The following is a 22386-nucleotide window of genomic DNA, read 5'->3' as shown; positions in this document are numbered from 1 at the left end:
CCTCTTATCAGCCGGTGTCAAGGGCGCGACCATTACCGAAGCCCATCATCGAGGAGCGCACCATGATCACCTACGAACTGGACGCGGCTCAATCCGTGCTGCTGGTACAACCGGAGTCTGCTCTGGACAAGAGCGATTTCGCCGCACTTGCCAAGGTCGTCGACCCGCACATCGAGGCGAACGGCGACCTCAACGGTCTGATCATCAGTGCGGCGAAATTCCCGGGGTGGGACAGCTTCGGAGCGCTGGTCACTCATTTCCGCTTCGTTCGGGATCATCAGAAGCACATCAAGAAAGTCGCAGTGGTGACCGACTCGCACCTCGGAGATGTGGCCGAACATCTGGCGTCGCACTTCGTCTCAGCCGAGATTCGCCACTTTCCCGCCGGTGAGCAGGACCAGGCGCGGCAGTGGGTTGTCGATGGCGCGTAGGACCCAGCGCCACCATGTGGCCGACCGATTATCGACTGTCCGTGACACGATAGTGCGATGAGCGCTATCCCTTCGGATACCGGCGCCGAGAGGGACCCGGCACTGGCCGGCTACCCGGTGACACCGCCGCTGCTGCCGCGTCCCGTCACATTCGACCAGTACTGGAAGGACGTGACTTTCGCGCACTGGCCGGTGGCGCCGGAGACTGTCGCGCATCTGTACCCGCCCGGCACCCGTCCCGATGTGTTCGCCGACGGAACCACCTATGTGGGGTTGATCCCGTTCGCGATGTCCTACACCAAAATCGGTACGGCACTTCCACTTCCGTACTTCGGCCGCTTCCTGGAGACCAATGTCCGGCTGTACTCGGTCGACGACGCCGGACGCCATGGGGTGCTGTTCCGGTCCCTGGAAACGGCGCGCTTGGCCGTTGTGCCCGTGACCCGGATCGGGCTTGGCGTTCCGTACACCTGGGCGAGGATGCGGATGACCCGGTCCGGCCGTCAGATCACCTACCAGAGCGTGCGGCGCTGGCCCCGGCGCGGATTGCGCAGCCTGATGACGGTCACGGTCGGCGATGTCATCGAGCCGACCCCACTGGAGATCTGGCTCACCGCTCGCTGGGGCGCACACACCCGCAAGGCGGGCCGAACCTGGTGGGTCCCCAACGAACACGACGTATGGCCGTTGCACGAGGCCGAAATCTCAGAGCTGCATGACGAACTGGTGGACGCGGCGGGGGTAGCGCCGGCCGGTCACCGATTGCGGGCAATGTATTCGCCGGGTGTGCAAACCTATTTCGGTCGGCCCTGCCTGGTTCAGTGATCCGTCGCCGAGTGTGAAGTCCTCGACGCGACACGCCGCGGCGGCGTCGCGTGATTCACTCTCGCGCCGGATCAGTAGGCCAGCACGTGGAAGTGACCGCGGGGACAGTCACCTTCGATGCCGGTGTAGGGGTCGTCTTCGAAGGTCCGCCAATTCCAGTGCGCGCCACAGTAAGTCAGCGCACAGTCCGGGCAGTGAAACGGCGCATAGCTGTAGCCGAGGCGATACAACGCGGACGCGTCGGCGTCGGCGATCGCGCGACTCACCAGTTCGATCCACTCCGCCCACACGGGCACGCTGGCAGTTCCGAAGAAGGTTTGCACCGCCACGGCTGCCTGATCGGCCGGACGCTCCATAACGTCCAACTCGGCCAGTGCCTGCAGGGCGGGGTCGGACATTTCGGCGACGGCGTCGGCAGGCCTCACCCACCGCACGTGACCGGCCACCTCGCCGCAGATCGCGCAGCGGAATTCAGGGGAGGCAGTAGCCACCGTCGATCACCAGGTCCGAACCGGTCATATAGCTGGACGCCGCGCTGGCCAGGTACAGGTACAGCCCGTTGAGCTCTTCCGGGCGGCCGATGCGGCCCATCGGGATCTTCGGCTCCCACAGCCGGTGGTATTCGGCGAGTGGTTCGACGAGTTCGGTCATGATGTAGCCGGGGCTGATGCTGTTCACCCGGATGTTGTGCGGGGCGAATTCGACCGCCATTGCCTTGGTCAGGTGGATCACCGCCGCCTTGGACGTGCAGTAGTGACCCACCTGCTGCGGGATGTTGATGATGTGGCCCGACATCGACGCGGTGGTGATGATGGACCCGCCCCGACCCTGAGCGACCATCGCCCTGGCCGCAGCCTGCGCGGTGAGGAAGACCCCCGTCACGTTGGTGCTCTGGATTCGCTCGAACTCCTCCACCGACATGTCCAGCATCGGTGTCACCGAGACGATGCCGGCGTTGCACACCGCGATGTCGATCCCGCCCAACTCGGCGGTCATCCGGTCGACCATGGCAGACACCTGGTCTTGGCGGGTCACGTCGCACGCTATCGGTACGGCCTTGCCGCCGGCCGCCGCAATCTCCTCGGCGAGCGCGCCAAGGGCATCCGAATTCCTTGCGGCAAGACCTAATTCGGCACCGGCTTCCGCGTAGGCCAGGGCCACCTTCCTGCCGATGCCGCTGGACGCCCCGGTCACCAGGGCCTTCTTGCCGCGCAAATCGAAGAGATCCAACACGCTCATGCCTCTAGTGTGTCCGGTATGGGCAAGTTCGCGAAAGCAGAGATCGAAGACGCCGTCCGGCACTACACCACCGTCGTCGAGGGATGCAGCGCCTCGGGCGACTGGCGCCCGTTCGCCGACCTGTTCACCGAGGACGTCGTCTACACCGAGCATCACTACGGAGTTTTCCACGGCCGTGAGGAGGTGCGGCAGTGGATCGTCGACGTCATGGCCCCGTTTCCGCACATGCGGTTTCCGTCGGACTGGACCGCTTACGACGAAGACAATGACGCGGTCGTCATCATGATCAAGAACCTGCTCGACCACCCGACCGACCCGCACGGGGAGCCCTTCTGGTTCCCCAATTGGACCCGCCTGGTGTACGCCGGCGACGGCCTGTTCTCCAGCGAGGAGGACATCTACAACCCCAACCGCGACGCACCTCGGGTGGTCGGGGCCTGGATTCAGGCCGGCGGCAAGCTGGCCACCGACGCGATTCCCGCGCCTAAACGCTGACGGGCTGCCGCTTGCGCCGCCGGGAGCGTGCGGCCGCCAAAGCCTGGTTCCACGCCAACAGCGTGGTGGCTTTCATATTGGCCGGCTTGAGACTGTCCTTGGACAGCAGCGCGGTAGCCGCGGCCTTCGTCGCCGTCGATGCCTTCGACATGTGACCCGAATCGAACGGGGGCTGCGGGTCGTACTCGATGGCGAGCTGGATCGCCTTGGCACGGCCTTCGCCGCCGAGCTGTGCGGCCAGCCAGAGCGCCAGGTCAAGTCCGGCGGAGACGCCGGCGCTGGTGATGATGTTGCCCTCGTGCACGATCCGCTGGTCGCCGACGGGAGTGACGCCGAAGGCCTTCAGCGCCGGAAGGGCGACCCAGTGCGAGGTGGCGCGCTTGTCCCGCAACAGGCCGGCGGCCGCCAGTATGACCGACCCGGAGCACACGGAGGCGGTCCACTGCGCCGATCCGTGGGCCTGCCGGAGCCAGTCGAGCAAACTCTCGTCGCGCGCATGCACCGGGGTCGCGGGCCCGCCCGGCACGAGAATGACATCGGGAGAGGGAGTTTCGGCGAATGAGTGGGTGGCGCCCAGGACGAGCACGCCGGAATCGGCGGTGATCGGCCCGACCTCATGCCAGACGAACCGCACATCGGCGTCGGGCAGCTGACGCAACACCTCGTAGGGGCCGATCATGTCCAACGCGGTGAAACCTGGGTAGGCCACGAAGGCGATCTGGGGCATGGTGGTTTTCCTTTCTAAGCGAATGCTTTTCGGTACTGGTCAGGCGGAATGCCCACGCGGCGAATGAAGTTGCGCCGCATGGTTTCCGCGGTACCGAAGCCGCACCGCGAGGCGATGGCCACGACGGTGTCGTCGGTTTCCTCCAGCTGGCGGCGGGCCGCTTCGGTGCGCACGCGCTCGACGTATTGCCCGGGCGCCTCACCGACCTCTTCGGTGAAGATCCGGGTGAAATGGCGCGGGCTCATGGCCGCCCGCCGGGCCAGTTCGTCGATGCTGTGCACGCCGCCCGGTTCGGCTTCGATGGCTTCCTGCACGTCGCGGATCGACGGACGTTTCGCGCGCGGCATCCACACCGGGGCCGCGAACTGGGTCTGCCCGCCGGGGCGGCGCAGGTAGAGCACCAGCCACCGCGCGACAGTCTGGGCCACTTCGGTGCCGTGGTCGTCCTCGACGAGTGACAGCGCGAGGTCGATACCGGAGGCGACGCCGGCGGCCGTCCAGATCCGCTCGGAGCTGCGGATGAAGATGGGATCCGGATCGACTTCGACGCTCGGGAACTCCGCGGCCAGCTGCTCGGCGAAGGCCCAGTGCGTCGTAGCGCGATGCCCGTCGAGCAGCCCCGCTTCGGCAGCCAGAAACGCACCCGTGCAGACGGTCACGACGCGTCGGGCCCTGCGGGCGACCGCTCTGATCCAATCCAGCAGTTCGGCGTCGGCCCGCGCTGCTTCGACACCGAAGCCGCCGGGGAGCACCACGGTGTCCACCTCGTCGCGCGGGTCGGGCAGCGGTACGGCGCTGAGCGCCAGGCCCCCCGCGGTGGCGATCGGTTGCCCGCCGTTGGCGGCCACGATCACTTCGTATCCACCCTCGGTGAGCAACGATGCACCGGTGAAGACTTCGTAGGGCCCAACCAGGTCGAGCGCCTGGACGCCGGGGAAGCCGGCGATCACGACTGTGCGAGCCATGGACACAGTGTTGGCCACATCGCATCGTGTCGTCTAGGCCATGCACCCCACGAATCAGGACATCGGACCTGGGCGCAGGTCGGTGCGAGGGCTTTTGGCAGACTGTGCCTATGGCACAGATAACCTTGCGCGGAAATGCGATCAACACCGTCGGCGAGCTTCCCGCCGTCGGATCTCCGGCCCCCGCCTTCAGCATGACCGGCGGCGATCTGAGCCCCTTCAGCAGCGATCAGTTCGACGGAAAGCCGGTGCTGCTGAACATCTTCCCGTCCATCGACACCCCGGTGTGCGCCGCCAGCGTGCGGACCTTCAACGAACGCGTGGCGGACAGCGGCGCGTCGGTGGTATGCGTGTCCAACGACCTGCCGTTCGCGCAGAAGCGGTTCTGCGGTGCCGAGGGCATTGAGAACGTCAGTGTGGCGTCGGCGTTCCGGGACAGCTTCGGCAAGGACTACGGCGTCACGATCGTCGACGGTCCGATGGCCGGCCTGTTGGCCCGGGCAGTCGTCGTGATCGGAGCCGACGGCAAGGTTGCCCACACCGAGCTGGTGCCCGAGATCGCGCAGGAGCCCGACTACGACGCCGCGCTCGCCGCGCTCGGGTAGCTAGCCGCCGGGCACAACCACCGCGTCCGCCGCGCGCGGCGCAAGGGGAGGCTGAGCGCTGACCGGACACCCGGCCAGCATCATTCCGCCCATCACGGTCATCAAAAGGGCCAGCACCGCGCGGACCGTGCGCACTCTGTTCCTGTCACTCATGGCTTGCTCCAAGGCCGGCGAATATCGCAATGGCGACGAGATTAGCGCCGGAATGCGGCGACGGGAAGTACTTCATAGCGAAAACTATTGTTGTACAGACATTTTCGCGACGTTGTCTAACAGTTGGACACCGCCTTTTCCAGGCCCAGTAGCCGGGCCGCGTGTACACGCAAGTCGACTTTGCGCACTTTTCCGGTCGCCGTCATCGGATATTCGTCAACGATCTGGACGTAGCGCGGAATCTTGTAGTGTGCGATCCGCCCCGCACAGAAACGTCGCACCGCGTCGGCGTCCAGTGCGGTCCGCCCGGGACGCATCAGGATGCACGCGCAGACCTCCTCGCCGTACTTGTCGTCGGGCACGCCGACCACCTGCACGTCCTGGACGTCAGGGTGGGTGTGCAGGAAGTCCTCGATCTCCTTCGGGGACAAATTCTCGCCACCTCGAATGATCAGGTCCTTCAGGCGGCCGGTCACTACGCAGTAGCCGTCGTCACGCATCACCGCCAGATCGCCGGTGTGCATCCAGCCGTCGTCGTCGAGCACCGCACGGGTCCGCTCATGGTCGCGCCAGTAACCCAGCATCACCGAGTAGGCGCGCGTGCACAGTTCGCCGGGTTCTCCCCGTGGCACGACGCGGCCGGTCGCCGGGTCGATGACCTTGACCTCGACATGTGGATGCGCCCGGCCCACCGTCTCGGTACGGCGCTCCAGGTCATCGTCGACCGTGGTCTGGCAGGACACCGGCGATGTTTCGGTCATGCCGTAGGCGATCGATACCTGAGCCATGTGGAGTTCGTCGATGCAGCGCTTCATCACCTGCACCGGGCAGGACGCACCGGCCATGATTCCCGTTCGCAGTGACGACACGTCGCGATCGGCACGGTCGGGGTGCCCGAGGAGGGCGATGAACATGGTCGGTACGCCGTACACGGCGGTGCAACGTTCCTGTTCGATCGCCCGCAGGGTCGCCGCGGGGTCGAAGCCTGGCGCCGGGATCACCATGGTGGCGCCGTGGCTGGTGCAACCGAGGTTGCCCATCACCATGCCGAAGCAGTGGTAGAAGGGCACCGGGATACACAACCGGTCACCGGGACCGAGGCCGATCTGCTCGGTGACGAAGAACCCGTTGTTCAGGATGTTGCGGTGCGACAGCGTCACACCTTTCGGTGAACCCGTTGTGCCCGAGGTGTATTGGATGTTGATCGGGTCCGACGGACGCAGGGTCGCCATCCGGTCCCGCAAAACCGTGCGCCGCACGCCGGCCGCCCGCCGGCGCAGTCGATCCCAGTCCCCGCCGCCCAGGAACACAACGTCAACCAGATCCGTTGCTTCCGAACGAACTTCGTCCACGATCCGCCGATAATCCGAGGTCTTGAACGCGGCCGCCGAGACCAACAGCCGCGTACCCGAGTGCCGCAACACATGAGACAACTCATGGCTGCGGTATGCCGGATTGATGGTGACCAGGATGGCGCCGACCTTGGCGGTTGCGTACTGCAGGATCGTCCACTCCGGGCAGTTGGGTGACCAGATGCCCACCCGATCACCGCGCTCGATTCCGCTGGCCAGCAGGGCCATTGCCAGTCGATCGACCTCGGCGTTGAATTCGGCATAGGTCCACCTCCTGCCGCTCGGGACGTCTACCAGCGCCTCGGTGCCGGCGTGGTCGTGTGCGGTGCACTCCAGATTGGCGCCGATGGTCTGCTCGAGCAGTGGCGCATCGACCGGGCCGGCAGCGTAGGAACCCACGCCTAGATACCCGCCCGGTCGGCGAGCAGGGCGCGGTGGTGCGCACTGCTGCCGAACAGTGCCGCACCGGTGGTGGCCCGCCGGAAATATAGGTGCAGATCGTGCTCCCAGGTGAACGCAATACCGCCGTGGACCTGGATGGCGGTGCCGGCGCACTGCACGAACGTGTCGGCGGCCTGTGCCTTCACCAGTGGCGCGGCGAGATGCAAATCTTCCCCGGTGGTTGCGCTCATCGCGGCATACATCACCGCAGCGCGGGTCGCGTCGATTTCGATCATCATCTCGGCGCAGGCGTGTTTGACGGCCTGGAAAGATCCGATCGGCCGATCGAATTGCGTTCGGCGACAGGCATAGTCGACCGCCATGTCGAGGCAGGCCTCGGCCCCGCCCAACATCTCCGCCGCCAGCAACACCCGCGCGACGTCGGTGACCCGGTCGAAGGCACCGGGAGCACCCGCGGCCAGCGCTTCGCCGGGGGAGTCGGAAAGCTGTAACGCGGCGACGGGTCGGGTGAGATCGAACGACGGCAAGCGCTCGACGCGGACTCCCGGCGCGTCGGCCTGCACGACGTGCGGCGTGACGCACCCGTTGCGACCGACCGGCACGACGAACAGGTCGGCGACATGACCATGCAGAACCGGGCTGCACTCGCCGGTCAGTTTGCCGTTGCCGGCGGCGTCGGCCGCTGACGGGCCGAAAGCAGCGAATGCCGCCACCTGCTCACCCGACAACAGCCCGGGCAACAGGGATTTACGCTGTTCCTCGTCGCCCATTCGCAGAATCGCTTCCATGGCGAATGCGTTGGCCACGAAGGGGACCGGGGCCAGGCTGCGGCCCAGTTCGGTGCAGGCGATGGCGGTCTCCACGAGGGTGGCGCCCGCGCCGCCATACTCCGCGGGGATGTGCAGGCCCGGCAATTCCAGTTCTCCGCACAGGCGCCGCCACAGCCTGCTGTCGTGACCGTCGGCCGCGCGCAGGTCCGGCACGTGGTCCCGCAGAAAACCGCGCAGCGACGCCCGAAAGTCGTCGTGTTCGGTGCTGTATTGAAAATCCATCTCAGCGCACCGCCTCCCGGCGTGGCTCCCGCGGCAGCCCCAGCAGGCGCTCGCCGATCACCGTGCGCTGAATCTGTGAGCTGCCGGCGTAAATCGTTGCGGCGCGGGAGTAGAGCAGCTCGTCCATCCAACATGAGGGGGAGTTGGGCGTGCCCGCCTCCGGCACGACGCGCGCGCCGCCGTTGCCGGGTCCCGACGGGCTGAGCGCGTCGAGTCCCAGGATCTCGACCGCCAGATCGGTGTAGCGGCGGAAGTATTCACTCCAGATGACCTTGCTGATCGCGGCGTCGGCGCCGGGCAGCTGCCCACCCAGCGTCATGGTGAGGCCCCGATACCCGCGATAGCGCATGATCTGGACACGGGAATAGCACCACGCCAGTGCATCTCGGATGCGCGGTTCGGTATTCACACCGCGTTGTCGCGCCAGCGCACACAGTCGGTCCAGGTCGCGGCCGAACTCGATCGCCACGGTGGTGACCGCCGATCCGCGCTCGAAACCGAGCAGGGTCATGGCGGTCGGCCACCCGTGACCGACGCCGCCCAGCACATTGCCACCCGCTGTGCGGGCGTCGGTGAGGAAAACCTCGCTGAAGGACGAGTCACCGGCGGCGTTGACGATCGGCCGGACCGTGACACCGGGCTGATCCATCGGCACCAGCAGCAGGGACAGGCCCTGATGTTTAGGCGCGCGGGGGTCCGTGCGCGCCAACAGGAATATCCAGTTCGCCGTGGTGCCGGCAGAAGTCCAGATCTTCTGGCCGTTGATCACCCACTCGTCTTCATCGAGCACGGCGCGGGTTCGTACCGCCGCCAGGTCTGAGCCGGCCTCGGGCTCCGAAAAGCCCTGACACCAACGGTCTTCTCCCGAGAGGATGCGCGGCAGGAAGCGAGCCTTCTGCTCGTCGGTACCGACCGTGATCAGCGTGTTGCCCAGCAGATCGATGCCCAGCAGATCGTTCTCCGCGCGCTCGGGGGCGCCGGCGCGGGCGAACTCCTCGGCCAGCACCACCTGTTCGAGTGGGGACAGGCCACCTCCGCCGTACGCGCGGGGCCAGGACACCGCGACCAGGCCGGCCGCGGCCAGGGCCCGCCGCCACTCGGCGGCGAACTCTTCCCGTTCCCGCGGGGGGAGAGCACCGGGCCCGCGCCAGTCCGGAGGCAGCCGCTCGGCCAGGAAGGCAAGGATTCGGCTGCGAAACGATTCCGCCTCGGGCGGGTAGGTGACATCCACGCCGGACCTCGCGTCAGGGTCGCCGCTTGTCGGCGGGCCGGATCTCCGGAGCGCCGCGCCAGTCTTCGAGTCCGTACTCGACGGTTCCGTAGGAGAGCTTTCCGCCGGTGACCTCACCCCAGTGCGCATGGTTGAGTTGGTGGATCTTGAAGCATCCGTCCAGCGCGGTGGTGAATCCCATGGCGTCGACGGTTTGGTTCACCGACTCCTTGATCAGTAGCGCGGCCATGGTCGGCACCTTCGCGATCCGGCGCGCGAATGCGATGGTGCTGTCGGTCAGTTCGTCAGCCGGGAACACCTTGCTGACCATGCCGAGCACGTGTGCCTCGTCGGCTCCGATCGAGTCCCCGGTGAGCAGAAGTTCCTTGGCCTTCCGCGGTCCGAACTCCCACGGGTGGCCGAAGTACTCGACACCGCACATGCCCAGCCGCGTGCCCACCACGTCGGCGAACACGGTGTCCTGGCTCGCGACGATGAGATCGCAGCACCACGCCAGCATCAGTCCGGCCGACAACACGGTGCCGTGCACCTGGGCGACGGTGATTTTGCGGAGGTTGCGCCACCTCTTGGTGTTCTCGAAGTAGTAGTGCCACTCCTGGCGATTGCGCGACTCCACCCCGCCGAAGGTCCCGCCGTTGCATTGATAGGTGGGGTGCTGACCGGGTCCCGGGCTGCGCTCGCGGACGTCGTCGGCGGAGCCGAGGTCGTGACCTGCGGAGAACGCTGGCCCGGCGCCACGCAGGACCACCACCCGAACCCTGTCGTCGGTTTCCGCGCGCTCGAACGCGCTACCCAGTTCCACCAGCAGTCCGCGGGTCTGGGCGTTGCGCTGCTTCGGGCGGTCGAGGGTGATGACCGCGATCAGCCCATCATCAAGCGTCTCGTACCGGATGAAGTGGAAGTCTCCCGCGGGACGCTCCCCATTCGACCGGTGATCGACCGGACCGACCCCGGTGACACTCATGGTTACTCCTTGCTGCCGGCTGCACGCAGAACGGTGACGTGTGCGAGGTTACGCGGATGTTCGTGATTATGTCCATAGCCGATACGCCAATATGTCATGGCTGACCCGGCGAATTACCAAGCAAGAAGCATCTTGTGTACAACGAAGTATCTTGCTAGTACTGTGTATACCTAGAAACGAGCCAACCGCAGCGCGCCGGAATCCCGGCCCGGGCACATACGACGAAGAAGGGTTAACGATGGAGATCGGAATCTTCCTCATGCCGGCCCATCCACCGGAGCGCACTCTGTACGACGCGACCCAGTGGGACCTCGACATCATCGAGCTGGCCGACCAGCTCGGGTATGTCGAAGCCTGGGTGGGTGAACACTTCACGGTGCCGTGGGAGCCGATCTGCGCGCCCGATCTGTTGCTGGCCCAGGCGCTGTTGCGCACCAAGCACATCAAGCTCGCGCCCGGTGCCCACCTGCTGCCGTACCACCACCCGGTCGAATTGGCGCACCGGGTGGCGTATTTCGACCATCTCGCCCAGGGCCGCTTCATGTTGGGCGTGGGCGCCAGCGGCATCCCCGGCGACTGGGCCCTGTATGACGTCGACGGCAAGAACGGTGAGCACCGCGAGATGACTCGCGAGGCACTGGAGATCATGCTGCGCATCTGGACCGAGGACCAGCCGTGGGAGCACCGCGGAAAGTACTGGAACGCCAACGGGATTGCGCCGATGTTCGAAGGGCTGATGAAACGCCACATCAAGCCGTTCCAGAGTCCGCACCCGCCGATCGGGGTCACCGGTTTCAGTGCCGGCTCCGAGACGCTCAAGCTGGCAGGCGAACGGGGTTATCTGCCAATGAGTTTGGACCTCAACACCGAATACGTCGCCACCCACTGGGACGCGGTGCTGGAGGGGGCCGAGCGCAGCGGCCGCACCCCGGACCGCCGCGACTGGCGGCTGGTCCGCGAGGTGCTGGTGGCCGAAACCGATGAGCAGGCATTCCGTTACGCCGTGGACGGCGCCATGGGCCGGGCCATGCGCGAGTACACGTTGCCCACCTTCCGGATGTTCGGCATGACCAAGTTCTACAAACACCACCCATCGGTGGCCGACGACGACGTCACCGCTGAATACCTGGCCGAGAACACCTTTGTCGTCGGTTCGGTGGAGACGGTGGTGGACAAACTCGAAGCCACCTACGACCAGGTCGGCGGGTTCGGCCACCTGCTCGTGCTCGGGTTCGACTACCGGGAGGACCCGGGGCCGTGGAAGGAGTCGCTGCGCCTGCTCGCCGAGGAGGTCATGCCAAGACTCAATGCCCGCATCGCCAAGAAACCGGTCGCCCTGGTCGTCTAGCGCACTCGAGGAAGGGCAACAAATGTCGGTTCGCCAAGTCACTGTCGGCTACTCGGACGGAACAGCCAGGACGATGCCGGTTCGGCCGGACCAGTCGATGCTGGATGCCGCCGAAGAACACGGCGTCGCCATCGTCAACGAATGCCAGAGCGGCATCTGCGGCACCTGCGTGGCCACCTGCGCCTCGGGCAGGTACGAGATGGGCCGCACCGAGGGCCTGTCCGACGTCGAGCGCGAGGCCCGGAAAATCCTCACCTGCCAGACCTTCCCCACCACGGATTGCCGCATCGAGCTGCAGTACCCGGCCGACGACAACGCCGCTCTCCTCGTCACCGGCGACGGTGTGGTCACCGAGGTCGAGCTGGTGTCGCCCAGCACCGCCATCCTGAAGCTCGACGTCTCGGGCCTGGGCACCGCGCTGCGCTTCAAGGCCGGTCAATTCGCGCAGCTGCAGGTCCCCGGCACCGAGACCTGGCGCAATTACTCCTACGCCCATCCCGACGGTCGCACCGAACTGGAGTTCATCATCCGGTTGCTGCCCGACGGCGTCATGTCGAACTATCTTCGCGACCGCGCGAAGCCCGGCGACCGAGTTGCCATGCGCTGCAGTAAAGGCAGCTTCTATCTGCGTCCCATCGTGCGACCGGTAATTTTGGTCGCCGGCGGCACCGGGCTGTCGGCGATCCTGGCGATGGCAGAAAGCTTGACTGCCGAGACGCAGCAGCCGGTCTATCTGCTGTACGGCGTGACGGCCGCGGACGACCTGTGCAAGCTCGACGAACTCACGGCGTTGCGGCGCCGCGTCGCCGCCCTGGAAGTACACGTCATCGTGGCCAATCCGGATGCCGGCTGGGATGGGCGCACCGGCCTGGTCACCGATCTGCTCGACGAACGCATGCTGGCCGGTGGTGACGCCGACGTCTACCTGTGCGGTCCGGCGGCGATGGTCGAAGCGACGCGAACGTGGCTGGACAACAATGGCTTCCAACGCGTGGGCCTGTACTACGAGAAATTCGTCCCCAGTGGCGCCGCACGCCCGCGCACCCCGTCGCGCGTCGACTACTCGGCGGTGGACATCGGTGACGTGCGCCGGCGCGGTCGCGGCACCGCCGTCGTGATCGGCGGCAGCATCGCCGGCATCGCCGCGGCCAAGGTGTGCAGCGAGACCTTTGAACGCGTCATCGTTCTCGAGAAGGACGACCCGCACCGACGCCGGGAAGGCAGGCCCGGCGCCGCACAGGGCTGGCATCTGCACCACCTTCTCACCGCCGGGCAGATCGAGCTCGAGCGCTTCTTCCCGGGGATCGTCGACGACATGGTGCGCGAGGGAGCCTTCAAGGTCGACATGGCGGCCCAGTACCGGATCCGGTTGGGCGGGTCCTGGAAAAAGCCCGGCACCAGCGACATCGAAATCGTGTGCGCCGGCAGGCCGCTACTGGAATGGTGTGTGCGACGCCGGTTGGACGACGAACCACGCATCGACTTCCGCTACGAGTCGGAGGTCACCGACCTGGTGTTCGACCGCGAGAACAACTCCGTCGTCGGGGTCGCCGTGGGCGACGAATCCGAGGTGATCCCGGCAGAATTCGTCGTCGATGCATCGGGCAAGAACACCCGTGTCCCGGAGTTCCTGGACCGCATCGGCATTGGCGCGCCGGAGGTCGAGCAGGACATCATCAACTGCTTCTATTCCACGATGCAGCATCATGTTCCGCCCGAACGGCAGTGGCAGGACAAGGTCATGGTGATCTGTTATGCCTACCGGCCGTTCGAGGACACCTACGCGGCGCAGTACTACACCGACAGCTCCCGCACCCTGCTGTCCACCTCGCTGGTGGCCTACAACTGCTATTCGCCGCCCCGCACCGCCAAAGAGTTCCGCGAGTTCGCCGACCTGATGCCATCGCCGGTGGTGGGGGAGAACATCGACGGCCTGGAGCCGGCGTCCGCGATCTACAACTTCCGCTATCCGAACATGCTGCGCCTGCACTACGAGAAGAAGCGCAATCTGCCGCGCGCCCTGCTGGCCGTCGGTGACGCCTACACCAGCGCCGACCCGGTGTCGGGTCTAGGAATGAGTTTGGCGCTCAAAGAAGTTCGGGAGATGCAGGTGCTGCTGGCCAAGTACGGTCCCGGGCACCGCGATCTGCCCCGCCGCTACTACCGGTCGATCGCCAAGATGGCCGACACCGCCTGGTTCGTGATCCGCGAACAGAACCTGCGGTTCGACTGGATGAAAGACGTGGACAAGAAGCGCCCGTTCTACTTCGGTGTGCTCACCTGGTATATGGACCGCCTGCTGGAGTTGGTGCACGACGACCTCGACGCCTATCGCGAGTTCCTCGCGGTGGTACACCTGGTCAAACCACCCTCCGCGTTGATGAAACCCGGCATCGCCGGGCGGGTCATCGGCAAGTGGGCGCGCACCCGCTTGTCGGGGGAGAAGACGCTGATCGCCCGCAACTACGAGAATCGCTTGATACCAACGCAACCCGCCGACGAACTGGTGGGTGCGGCCGCCGGTGACGGACGCTGAGGAGAGGGAACATGGTTCATCGGATCTTGAACTGCGGCGGCACCCGCATCCACGCTGTCGAAGAGGGTGACGGGCCGTTGGTGATCCTCATACACGGCTTTCCGGAGTCGTGGTACTCCTGGCGCCACCAGATTCCGGCGCTGGCCGCCGCCGGCTACCGGGTGGTCGCCATCGATCAGCGCGGCTACGGGCGGTCGTCCAAGTACTTCCTGAACTCCGCCTACCGCATCAAGGAACTCGTCGGCGACATCGTAGGTGTGGTCGACGCGTACGGAGAGGACCAGGCGTTCGTCATCGGGCACGACTGGGGTGCGCCGGTGGCCTGGACCTTCGCCTGGTTGCACCCGCAGCGGTGCGCCGGCGTGGTCGGCGTCAGCGTTCCATTTGCCGGCCGTGGCGTTATCGGACTGCCGGGCAGTCCTTTCGGTGAACACCGCCCGAACGATTACCACCTGGAACTGGCCGGTGAGGGCCGGGTCTGGTACCAGGACTACTTTTCCGCACAGGACGGCATCATCGCTGAGATCGAAGAGGACGTGCGGTCCTGGCTGGTAGGTCTGACCTACACGGTATCGGGTGAAGGGATGCTCGCGGCAACCAAGGCCGCCGTCGATGCCGGCGTGGACCTGGCCGCGATGGACCCCATCGACGTGATCCGGGCCGGCCCGCTCTGCATGGCACAGGGCGCGAAATTGAAGGACGCGTTCGTATATCCCGAAACCATGCCGTCCTGGTTCACCGACGCCGACGCCGATTTCTACGCGGCGGAGTTCGAGCGCTCCGGGTTCGGCGGACCACTGAGCTTCTACCACAACATCGACAACGACTGGCACGACCTGGCAGACCAGGAAGGTAAACCCCTGACGCCGCCCGCACTGTTCATCGGTGGTCAGTACGACGTGGGCACCACGTGGGGAGCCGAAGCCGTCGAGCGTGCCGGCGAGGTGATGTCGAATTACCGGGGCACGCACATGATTGCCGACGTGGGCCACTGGATCCAGCAGGAAGCACCCGAGGAAACCAACCGGCTGCTGCTGAATTTCCTTGACGGGGTCCGCTAGTCATGGTCGAGCTGGCGACCGATTGTCTCGACGAGACCGCGCTTCGGCGGGCATTCGGATGTTTTCCGTCCGGGGTGGTCGCGGTCTGCGCTCTGCTGGACGGGGTTCCGATCGGCATGGCCGCAAGTTCGTTCACGGCGGTCTCCCTCGACCCGCCGCTGGTGTCGGTGTGCATCCAGCACAGTTCGACAACGTGGCCACGGTTACGGGAGCGGCCCTATCTCGGCGTCAGCGTGCTCGCCGAGGGACACGACGCAGCGTGTATCAGCCTGTCGCGCAAGGCCGGAGACCGGTTCGCCGGAGTCACCTGGACCGAGCGGCCGGGCGGCGCGGTAGTCGTGCACGGATCGACGGCGCAGCTGGACTGCCGCCTGCGCGACGAGATCCCGGCCGGTGACCACCTCATCGCCCTGCTCGAAATATGCTCGCTGCAGGCCGATCCCGACGCCCCGCCACTGGTCTTCCACGGGAGCCGTTTCCACCGCCTCGCCCCCTGGGAGCGCGCGTGAAGACTACCGATGTCCGGGTGCGGCGCGCCATCACCGCGATCGGCACCGGGCAGGCCGTCGTTCTCACCGACGGTGCCGACGGCGACGGTTTCCTGGTCTTCGCGGCCGACGCCGCCACGCCCAGCCTGCTTCACTTCACCGTCCGCCACACTTCCGGTTACGTGCGGGTGGCGTTGCCGGGCAGCGAATGTGCGCGACTGCAGCTACCGCCGATGTGCCACGGCGACAACACGGACTGCGTCTCGGTCGACGTGCACGGAACGGGAACCGGCATCTCGGCGGCGGATCGCGCGAAAACCATTGCGGCACTGGGGTCGGCCGCCACCGTCGCATCTGACCTGCAGCGCCCGGGCCACGTCGTCCCGCTGCAGGCCCGCCCCGGGGGGGTGCTGGAACGACGTGGGGTGGCCGAAGCCGCCACCGACCTCGCACGGCTGGCCGGCCGGGGACGGGCCGCGGGATTGTGTGAGATCGTCTCGCGCCGCAATCCGGTACTGGTCGCCCGTGGTGGCGAGTTGATCGAGTTCGCGGTCGAGTATGGGCTCGCAGTGGTCTCCATGTCCGAGCTGGTGGCCTATCGGCGCCGGACCGAACCCCAGGTGATTCGACTGGCCGAAGCGGTGCTACCGACCTGGGCCGGGAATTCGCGCGTGATCGGCTTCCGCGACGTGCACGACGGCGGCGAGCATTTGGCAGTGATCGTCGGCGCCGCCGATGCGGGGGTGCCGGTGCCGCTGCATGTCCATGTCGAGTGTCTTACCGGAGATGTGTTCGGCTCCAAGGCTTGTCGCTGCAGCGGCGAGCTCAACAGTGCATTGAACAGAATGTCCGCGCTGGGCAGCGGAGTCGTGTTGTACCTGCGCCCGGCCGGACCGCCACGCGCCTGCGGTTTGTTCGCGCGGGATGACGCTGGTGACCCCAACGCGGAAGCCGTCGCCTGGATGCTGCGCGATCTCGGGGTGTATGCCCTCAAACTGGCCGACGACATGCCAGGATTTGGTCTGGTGCTGTTCGGGGCTATCCGTGAGCACGGCGTGGATGCTCAGCCGTGGGCAGTTGCGGGCTGAGAATCGGGGTGGGCATATGACGCATCAAGACCTGGCGGGCAAGGCCGCGATCGTCACCGGGGCCGGCGCCGGGATAGGCCTCGCGGTAGCGCAGCGGCTGGCGAGCGAGGGCTGCCAGGTGCTGTGCGCGGACATCGACGCCGCGGCGGCAGAGACCGCGGCCACCAAGATCGGCCATGGCGCGGTCGGTCACCAAGCCGACGTCAGCGATGAAGAACAGGTCATCGCCATGGTGCAGGCGTGTGTCACGCTGTTCGGCGGCGTGGACAAACTGGTCGCCAATGCCGGGGTCGTTCATTTCGCTTCGCTCATCGACACTTCCGTCGAGGACTTCGACCGTGTCATCGGAATCAACCTGCGCGGCGCCTGGCTGTGCACCAAACATGTTGCACCACAGATGATCAAGCGAGGCGGGGGAGCCATCGTGAACATGTCGTCGCTGGCGGGGCACATCGCGGTCGGCGGGTCCGGGGCGTACGGCATGTCCAAAGCCGCGATCAGCCATCTCAGCCGGATCACCGCGGCCGAGTTGCGCGCGTCCAACGTCCGCGCGAATGCGCTGTTGCCCGCCTTCGTCGACACCCCGATGCAGCAGACGGCGATGACGATGTTCGACGAAGCCCTCGGCGAGGGCGGCGCCCGGACGATGATCGCCCGTCTGCAAGGCCGGATGGCCGCGCCCGAGGAGATGGCGAGCATCGTGGCGTTCTTGCTCTCCGACGACGCGTCGATGATCACCGGAACCACTCAGATCGCCGACGGCGGAACCGTTGCCGCGCTGTGGTGAGCCTCCGTGGCGATCGTGAGCGCGGCGTAGCCGGGCGCTGCGGGTCGCCACCAAACCTCCGTGGCGATCGTGAGCGCGGCGTAGCCGGGCGCTGCGGGTCGCCACCGAACCTCCGTGGCGATCGTGAGCGCGGCGTAGCCGGGCGCTGCGGGTCGCCACCGAACCTCAGGACCGGCTGGTCAGAATCGCCAGTGCGAGCGCGGTGATCTCGTCGGCAACCCCGGAATAGCGGGTCAGATGCCAGGTGCGGGCAACGTCTTCGATGAAGCTGATCGCCGCGGCGACCAAAAGGCGCGCCTCGACGGCCGTGGTCGCCGGGATCAGGTCGGTCCAAACCGACTCGCGGTCGGCCTGATTGCGCAGGTAACTGTCACGCACTTCGGCCGAGGCGTACGACAACTCGGTGACACAGACCGCGACCAGGTCGGGCGCGTCCAGGCTGATCCGGACATGCCCCTCGACAAGCCGACGGAGACGTTGTGCCGCTTCGGATTCCAATCGCAACGCACGGATGGCCTCCAGGCTGCGCCATTCGTCAAGCCGTCGAATGAGGCCGTCCAGGATCGCCTGCTTGGACGAGAAGGAGCGATACAGTCCCGGTCCGGCGATGCCTGCGCCCTTGGCGATTTCGCTGGTGCTGACCGCGGGATACCCCTGCGCGCGAAACAGCCGCGCGCCGGTAGCCAGCAGTGTCTCGTAGCGCGAGAACAGCACATCCGTCTCCGTGCGCGCGCCGAGCGGTTTGAGGTCTGCGACCGGGTCCGTCCGCGCTGCCGCCATACAGGCTTGATAGAGAAGGTTTCTGAGTTCTTCGGCCGGCAGTGTCAGGTTGTGCCGGCCCAGGCTGGTCAGGGTGCTGGACACCGCCCACGCGCGCAGTTCGGAATGCGGCGGGCTCAGACCGGGCACCTCCAGCAGAACACTCTCCCGCATCCCGGCGACGATCGCGTTTATCCGGCGCCGCACCTCGGCACGGTCGCCTTCGTTGAGATATCGCGCTTCTCGCTGCCACAGCACCGTCAGGGCGCGGGATGCCACGGCCGCGGCGATGAGGTCCGGCAGGTCGACACTCAACGGCCGGGGCTCGGGTTCCGACTCGCCATCGGAAAGACGGCGCGCACTCTGGTACTGATCCTGTCCGGTCCGGATCGCCTCGGCGAGGAGGGCCTGCTTGTTGTCGTAGTGCCGGTACAGGGCCCGCGCGGTGACTCCGGCCGCCTCGGCGATGTCCTCGAGCTTGACCGAGTGAAAGCCGCGATCGATGAAAAGACCGACTGCCTGGTCGAGGATCTGTTGTTTACGGTCTTTGGGTCGGCGGCGCACGGGCTGGACGACGGTCTCCATCGAGCCGAACCCCTTTCTGCGCGCCGGAACTACAGATCCTGCCAGAGAAGTGTGGCCTAGAGCCGCAGGCCGCTCTGTGCCTCGAAGTCCGCCAGGTCGAAGTAATCGCTGAAGCGGGTGATCTTGCCATCCTTGACTTCGAATACGCCGGTGACCGGCAGCACGACTTTGCGACCGTCGTTCATGGTGAAGTAGTCGATGCGCTCGGCCAGCACCAGACCGGGCGCTGCAGCCAACGAGACGACATCGAGTTTGGCGTAGGAAAAGGCGTCCAGAAAACCCTGGAAAACGGCGCGAATGCCGTCGATGCCCTCGATCGGCTGGACCGGAACGTTGTGATAAACCGCGTCGTCGGCAAAGCCGCCGCAGATCGCATCGAGGTTGCGCGACTCCCAGGACCCGAGAAAGTCGCGGACGAGCCGTTCGCTGGTTTCCCTGGTTTCGGCCATGGAGGCGGCCCTCCTTCGATCGTCTTGTTCGGAGTAATAATGTACATGATTCTTTACTTACCTGCTAGGACAATGGTGTTCAGCAAGAGAGTGCGGAAAAAAGGGATATAAGTGATGGACATAATGGATAGACTTCTCCACTTATTGATCCTTTGGTCAGCGATCCGCCGCAAGGCAGGGCAGTCACCGCGTGATGCCGCGCCAACTCCAAATAGTTTGAGGCTGAACAGTTTCGATCCGCGCCGGATGTTGCCGGTCGACCCGCGATGACGCTGCAGGCGCCGCTAGAGCAGCCCGTCGCATTGGGTATGGTGAGCGCCATGGAGGGCACGCCGTTTGGGCGTTATCGCCTTATCGAGTTACTGGGTCGCGGCGGTATGGGCGAGGTTTGGCGTGCCCACGACACTCAGATGAGTAGGACGGTAGCCATCAAGTTGCTGCCGGCAAATCTGGCGGACGACAAGACGTACCGGGAACGATTCCGTCGCGAGGCGCGGTCAGCAGCGGGGATCGATGAACCCCATGTGGTGCCGATCCACGACTTCGGCGAGGTTGGAGGCCGTCTATATGTGACCATGCGGCTGATTCGCGGCCGCGATCTGCAAATGCATCTCATGAGCGGGGCAATGCAGCCGGAGCGTGCCGTCCACATCACCGAGCAGATCGCCTCGGCCCTGCATGCCGCGCATGAAATCGGGCTCGTGCATCGCGATGTCAAACCGTCAAACATATTGATTACTGATGAAGATTTTGCCTATCTGATCGATTTCGGCATCGCCCGGGCCGCTGCGGAAACTGGCCTGACCAGTACTGGAACCACCATAGGAACCTGGGCTTACATGGCTCCCGAGCGGCTCAATACAGGACAGGCCGACGCTCGGTCAGACGTTTACGCACTAGCTTGCGTTCTTCATGAGGCACTCACCGGCAGACGCCCCTTTCCAGGAGACAGTCTCGAACAGCAGATCGTCGGGCACCTCACGACGCCCCCTCCTCGGCCTTCGGAGCTACATCCCGGAGTGCCCCAATCGTTCGACGCCGTGGTGGCGACCGGTATGGCCAAAGATCCAGCGAATCGATACGGCGACACGAGAGCCCTGGCCCGCGCCGCACGGGCCGCGCTGACCGGTCAATCAAAGTGGCAAATCACCACGCAACCCACTGTGCCGGCCGCGCTATCGCCGACCAAGCGATTCAGCAGCGCCGATTCCCACCTTATTCCGACTCACCGCATCGAACGTCCAACACCACCAGTTGCAGGAGCCAAGCTGAAGTGGAGCCGAGAAGGATGGCTACACAAGGGCACCCATGAAGTAGCCCCCGATGGTGATCCGCGGGTGCCCAGAACCGTCGATGAGATGAAGAAGGACCGTAACTGGTGCCTCATCGGAAGCCAAGCCGATGTACAAGGCGGCTTCTACCGCCGAGAATTGGACGACGGAACACCAATGGGTGGGCAGCCGACCTACACAGCGACGTGGCACCCAATCAACGGTCCGATGCAGACACTGGCTGCTCACGCCAGTAGCAATCAGGCCTACCAGGCATGCGTGCGCCACCACCAAACCCACCAGCGGCGATAGGCTTGTATTTCAACCCAAGTCGGGCACAGAGGCCAACCGCACATAGGCCGACGCGGCCTCCGCGCGATTGGTCGCGTTGAGCTTGCGCAGCACCCTTTTGACGTGTGACTTGACCGTTCCCGCCGAGATCACCAGCTCGTCGGCGATCTGCTGGTTGGTGCGACCGGCCGCCATCAGCCGCAGCACTTCCACCTCGCGCCGTGTCAGCATGGCCATCACCCGCGTCTGGACTTCCGCCAACGACCTCGCGGCCGGACTGCGTTCAACCGGTTCGATCTTGCGGAGGTCCAGATCGGCGTCCTGCAAGGCGCGGGCGGCCTCATCAGCGGACGCCAACGCACGCAACACTTCGCTGTGCTGCCGGCGCATGCGCTCCAGCAGCACCGTGCGCTCGTAGGCATATCCGAAACCTTCAGCGAAGGCCCACACCGTGTCCCGGTCGATCTCGTCCACGATGCGCCCCGAATAGAGCCGGTCGGCGTGCAGAAACCCGATCACCTTGCCCGTCGGCATCACCGGTGCGGCCACGTACGAGTGCGTCAGCGAGAAGTCCACAATCGGCCGGTTGACGCGCGGGTCGTTGCGGGCGTCCCGCACGATCGCGGGCGCGTGACGGCGGATCATCTGAGTCTCGATCAGCATGTGATCCAGCATCGGCGCCACCGACTGTGCGAACGTGACCATCTTCTCCGCACCCGCCGCATCGTCACCGAAATAGGCTGATTCCATGACCATTCGGCCCTCGTGCACCCGGAACAGCACGGCGCGGTCGAATCCGCACGACTCAACCAGCTCGCGCGGGGCCCGGTCGACGATCGTCGCCACATCATCGACTGCGCGCAGCTTGCTCAACGCCTCCTGCACGGCCAACAGCGCGAAGGTCCGCCGCTTCGCGCCGTCCTCGATCAGCTCCCGTTCCAGTGCGCACAGATCCAGCAGCGATTCCAGCGCATCGGTCGCGGACAGCTTCCCGGCCGCTTCGAGTGCATTGCGTACCACCGAGGCCTTGGCGTCGATAGCTTCGGCGACGACCGCCAATGGGTCGTCCGTAGGGTCGACCCCGCACCCGTCAAACGCGTCGCGGTAGCGGCGAGCGGCGTCGGTCTCCCGCAGCGGTCGCGACTGCCAGCCCGGGTGGTCGCCGTCGGCCAGCGTGCCCAGGATCTGGTCATCGATCACGAAGCTCACTGTCCTCCGGCAAGGGCAGTGAAGCCAGAGAATCCGCAAATTCCCCTCCTACGGGGGCAGGAGTCCTCCCCAA

General features: G+C 65.7%; 23 protein-coding genes. 11 read left to right on the top strand and 12 right to left on the bottom strand.

Going from position 1 to position 22386, the window contains the following annotated elements; translation table 11 throughout:
- The first annotated feature begins 62 nt into the window (after positions 1-62).
- On the top strand, positions 63-431 hold the full coding sequence (locus tag ACNQS7_RS02670) for an STAS/SEC14 domain-containing protein (RefSeq protein ID WP_418011314.1): 369 nt from the start codon (positions 63-65) through the stop codon (positions 429-431).
- A 57-nt stretch (positions 432-488) separates the two neighbouring features.
- Complete coding sequence (locus tag ACNQS7_RS02665) at positions 489-1256, top strand: YqjF family protein (protein WP_418011313.1); 768 nt, start codon at positions 489-491, stop codon at positions 1254-1256.
- A 71-nt stretch (positions 1257-1327) separates the two neighbouring features.
- On the opposite strand, the gene ACNQS7_RS02660 is transcribed toward ACNQS7_RS02665, so the two are convergent.
- Both ACNQS7_RS02660 and ACNQS7_RS02655 read right to left on the bottom strand, forming a co-directional pair.
- Positions 1328-1681: a hypothetical protein gene (locus ACNQS7_RS02660; RefSeq protein ID WP_418011312.1), complete on the bottom strand. Its 354-nt coding sequence runs from the start codon at positions 1679-1681 to the stop codon at positions 1328-1330.
- Between the two features lie 46 nt (positions 1682-1727).
- On the bottom strand, positions 1728-2495 hold the full coding sequence (locus ACNQS7_RS02655) for an SDR family oxidoreductase (protein WP_418011311.1): 768 nt from the start codon (positions 2493-2495) through the stop codon (positions 1728-1730).
- Between the two features lie 18 nt (positions 2496-2513).
- Between ACNQS7_RS02655 and ACNQS7_RS02650 the strand changes: the two genes are divergently transcribed.
- A complete protein-coding gene (locus ACNQS7_RS02650; protein ID WP_418011310.1) occupies positions 2514-2990 on the top strand; it encodes a nuclear transport factor 2 family protein in 477 nt (158 codons plus the stop codon).
- Here the strand turns inward: ACNQS7_RS02650 and ACNQS7_RS02645 are convergent.
- Together ACNQS7_RS02645 and ACNQS7_RS02640 are read right to left on the bottom strand one after the other, a co-directional pair.
- The gene (locus ACNQS7_RS02645; RefSeq protein ID WP_418011309.1) at positions 2980-3717 is read right to left on the bottom strand and encodes a DJ-1/PfpI family protein; all 738 of its coding nucleotides are present in this window, start codon (positions 3715-3717) and stop codon (positions 2980-2982) included. The genes ACNQS7_RS02650 and ACNQS7_RS02645 overlap by 11 nt on opposite strands.
- A 14-nt stretch (positions 3718-3731) precedes the next feature.
- Positions 3732-4682, bottom strand: a complete 951-nt coding sequence (locus ACNQS7_RS02640; RefSeq protein WP_418011308.1) for a GlxA family transcriptional regulator — start codon at positions 4680-4682, stop codon at positions 3732-3734.
- Between the two features lie 110 nt (positions 4683-4792).
- On the opposite strand from ACNQS7_RS02640, the gene tpx reads away from it, so the two are divergent.
- Positions 4793-5287, top strand: a complete 495-nt coding sequence (gene tpx / locus ACNQS7_RS02635; protein ID WP_055578565.1) for a thiol peroxidase — start codon at positions 4793-4795, stop codon at positions 5285-5287.
- Here the strand turns inward: tpx and ACNQS7_RS02630 are convergent, their stop codons facing one another.
- The 5 genes from ACNQS7_RS02630 to ACNQS7_RS02610 all read right to left on the bottom strand — a co-directional run bounded on the left by ACNQS7_RS02630 (position 5288) and on the right by ACNQS7_RS02610 (position 10441).
- On the bottom strand, positions 5288-5440 hold the full coding sequence (locus ACNQS7_RS02630; RefSeq protein WP_418011307.1) for a hypothetical protein: 153 nt from the start codon (positions 5438-5440) through the stop codon (positions 5288-5290).
- 116 nt (positions 5441-5556) lie between these two features.
- Positions 5557-7191, bottom strand: coding sequence for an AMP-binding protein (locus tag ACNQS7_RS02625; RefSeq protein WP_418011306.1), 1635 nt, complete (start codon positions 7189-7191; stop codon positions 5557-5559).
- A 2-nt stretch (positions 7192-7193) separates the two neighbouring features.
- A complete protein-coding gene (locus ACNQS7_RS02620) occupies positions 7194-8246 on the bottom strand; it encodes an acyl-CoA dehydrogenase family protein (RefSeq protein WP_418011305.1) in 1053 nt (350 codons plus the stop codon).
- 1 nt (position 8247) lies between these two features.
- Positions 8248-9477 (bottom strand): acyl-CoA dehydrogenase family protein, encoded by a 1230-nt coding sequence (locus ACNQS7_RS02615; RefSeq protein WP_418011304.1) that lies wholly within the window; start codon positions 9475-9477, stop codon positions 8248-8250.
- A gap of 13 nt (positions 9478-9490) precedes the next feature.
- The gene (locus ACNQS7_RS02610; protein ID WP_418011303.1) at positions 9491-10441 is read right to left on the bottom strand and encodes an enoyl-CoA hydratase; all 951 of its coding nucleotides are present in this window, start codon (positions 10439-10441) and stop codon (positions 9491-9493) included.
- A 238-nt stretch (positions 10442-10679) separates the two neighbouring features.
- On the opposite strand from ACNQS7_RS02610, the gene ACNQS7_RS02605 reads away from it, so the two are divergent.
- Genes ACNQS7_RS02605 through ACNQS7_RS02580 form a run of 6 tightly spaced genes read left to right on the top strand, consistent with a single transcriptional unit; the run spans position 10680 to position 17749 of the window.
- Positions 10680-11789, top strand: coding sequence for an LLM class flavin-dependent oxidoreductase (locus ACNQS7_RS02605; protein WP_065043600.1), 1110 nt, complete (start codon positions 10680-10682; stop codon positions 11787-11789).
- A 22-nt stretch (positions 11790-11811) separates the two neighbouring features.
- Positions 11812-14325, top strand: a complete 2514-nt coding sequence (locus ACNQS7_RS02600) for an FAD-binding oxidoreductase (protein WP_418011302.1) — start codon at positions 11812-11814, stop codon at positions 14323-14325.
- A gap of 11 nt (positions 14326-14336) precedes the next feature.
- Positions 14337-15386 (top strand): alpha/beta fold hydrolase, encoded by a 1050-nt coding sequence (locus tag ACNQS7_RS02595; protein WP_055578559.1) that lies wholly within the window; start codon positions 14337-14339, stop codon positions 15384-15386.
- A 2-nt stretch (positions 15387-15388) separates the two neighbouring features.
- Complete coding sequence (locus ACNQS7_RS02590; RefSeq protein ID WP_418011301.1) at positions 15389-15895, top strand: flavin reductase family protein; 507 nt, start codon at positions 15389-15391, stop codon at positions 15893-15895.
- Complete coding sequence (locus tag ACNQS7_RS02585) at positions 15892-16962, top strand: 3,4-dihydroxy-2-butanone-4-phosphate synthase (protein WP_418011300.1); 1071 nt, start codon at positions 15892-15894, stop codon at positions 16960-16962. Before ACNQS7_RS02590 ends, ACNQS7_RS02585 begins: the two co-directional genes overlap by 4 nt.
- Positions 16963-16978: 16 nt before the next feature.
- Positions 16979-17749, top strand: a complete 771-nt coding sequence (locus ACNQS7_RS02580; RefSeq protein WP_418011299.1) for a glucose 1-dehydrogenase — start codon at positions 16979-16981, stop codon at positions 17747-17749.
- 165 nt (positions 17750-17914) lie between these two features.
- On the opposite strand, the gene ACNQS7_RS02575 is transcribed toward ACNQS7_RS02580, so the two are convergent.
- Both ACNQS7_RS02575 and ACNQS7_RS02570 read right to left on the bottom strand, forming a co-directional pair.
- Complete coding sequence (locus ACNQS7_RS02575) at positions 17915-19093, bottom strand: TetR/AcrR family transcriptional regulator (RefSeq protein WP_418011298.1); 1179 nt, start codon at positions 19091-19093, stop codon at positions 17915-17917.
- A 56-nt stretch (positions 19094-19149) separates the two neighbouring features.
- Complete coding sequence (locus ACNQS7_RS02570; RefSeq protein WP_418011297.1) at positions 19150-19542, bottom strand: limonene-1,2-epoxide hydrolase family protein; 393 nt, start codon at positions 19540-19542, stop codon at positions 19150-19152.
- A 266-nt stretch (positions 19543-19808) separates the two neighbouring features.
- On the opposite strand from ACNQS7_RS02570, the gene ACNQS7_RS02565 reads away from it, so the two are divergent.
- The gene (locus ACNQS7_RS02565) at positions 19809-21125 is read left to right on the top strand and encodes a serine/threonine-protein kinase (RefSeq protein WP_418011296.1); all 1317 of its coding nucleotides are present in this window, start codon (positions 19809-19811) and stop codon (positions 21123-21125) included.
- A gap of 9 nt (positions 21126-21134) precedes the next feature.
- Here the strand turns inward: ACNQS7_RS02565 and ACNQS7_RS02560 are convergent, their stop codons facing one another.
- Positions 21135-22313: a LuxR C-terminal-related transcriptional regulator gene (locus ACNQS7_RS02560; RefSeq protein ID WP_418011295.1), complete on the bottom strand. Its 1179-nt coding sequence runs from the start codon at positions 22311-22313 to the stop codon at positions 21135-21137.
- Between the last annotated feature and the right edge of the window lie 73 nt (positions 22314-22386).

Source organism: Mycobacterium sp. 23 (assembly GCF_048287075.1).
Lineage (GTDB): Bacteria > Actinomycetota > Actinomycetes > Mycobacteriales > Mycobacteriaceae > Mycobacterium > Mycobacterium gordonae_B.
The sequence above is the reverse complement of the archived record's forward strand: the minus strand, read 5'-3'. Positions and strand labels throughout refer to the sequence as shown.

Coding starts and splice junctions, on each gene's coding strand:
- ACNQS7_RS02670 (WP_418011314.1), top strand. CDS start 63: ATGATCACCTACGAACTGGACGCGGCTCAATCCGTGCTGCTGGTACAA.
- ACNQS7_RS02665 (WP_418011313.1), top strand. CDS start 489: ATGAGCGCTATCCCTTCGGATACCGGCGCCGAGAGGGACCCGGCACTG.
- ACNQS7_RS02655 (WP_418011311.1), bottom strand. CDS start 2,495: ATGAGCGTGTTGGATCTCTTCGATTTGCGCGGCAAGAAGGCCCTGGTG.
- ACNQS7_RS02650 (WP_418011310.1), top strand. CDS start 2,514: ATGGGCAAGTTCGCGAAAGCAGAGATCGAAGACGCCGTCCGGCACTAC.
- ACNQS7_RS02645 (WP_418011309.1), bottom strand. CDS start 3,717: ATGCCCCAGATCGCCTTCGTGGCCTACCCAGGTTTCACCGCGTTGGAC.
- ACNQS7_RS02640 (WP_418011308.1), bottom strand. CDS start 4,682: ATGGCTCGCACAGTCGTGATCGCCGGCTTCCCCGGCGTCCAGGCGCTC.
- tpx (WP_055578565.1), top strand. CDS start 4,793: ATGGCACAGATAACCTTGCGCGGAAATGCGATCAACACCGTCGGCGAG.
- ACNQS7_RS02630 (WP_418011307.1), bottom strand. CDS start 5,440: ATGAGTGACAGGAACAGAGTGCGCACGGTCCGCGCGGTGCTGGCCCTT.
- ACNQS7_RS02620 (WP_418011305.1), bottom strand. CDS start 8,246: ATGGATTTTCAATACAGCACCGAACACGACGACTTTCGGGCGTCGCTG.
- ACNQS7_RS02610 (WP_418011303.1), bottom strand. CDS start 10,441: ATGAGTGTCACCGGGGTCGGTCCGGTCGATCACCGGTCGAATGGGGAG.
- ACNQS7_RS02605 (WP_065043600.1), top strand. CDS start 10,680: ATGGAGATCGGAATCTTCCTCATGCCGGCCCATCCACCGGAGCGCACT.
- ACNQS7_RS02600 (WP_418011302.1), top strand. CDS start 11,812: ATGTCGGTTCGCCAAGTCACTGTCGGCTACTCGGACGGAACAGCCAGG.
- ACNQS7_RS02595 (WP_055578559.1), top strand. CDS start 14,337: ATGGTTCATCGGATCTTGAACTGCGGCGGCACCCGCATCCACGCTGTC.
- ACNQS7_RS02590 (WP_418011301.1), top strand. CDS start 15,389: ATGGTCGAGCTGGCGACCGATTGTCTCGACGAGACCGCGCTTCGGCGG.
- ACNQS7_RS02580 (WP_418011299.1), top strand. CDS start 16,979: ATGACGCATCAAGACCTGGCGGGCAAGGCCGCGATCGTCACCGGGGCC.
- ACNQS7_RS02575 (WP_418011298.1), bottom strand. CDS start 19,093: ATGGAGACCGTCGTCCAGCCCGTGCGCCGCCGACCCAAAGACCGTAAA.
- ACNQS7_RS02570 (WP_418011297.1), bottom strand. CDS start 19,542: ATGGCCGAAACCAGGGAAACCAGCGAACGGCTCGTCCGCGACTTTCTC.
- ACNQS7_RS02565 (WP_418011296.1), top strand. CDS start 19,809: ATGACGCTGCAGGCGCCGCTAGAGCAGCCCGTCGCATTGGGTATGGTG.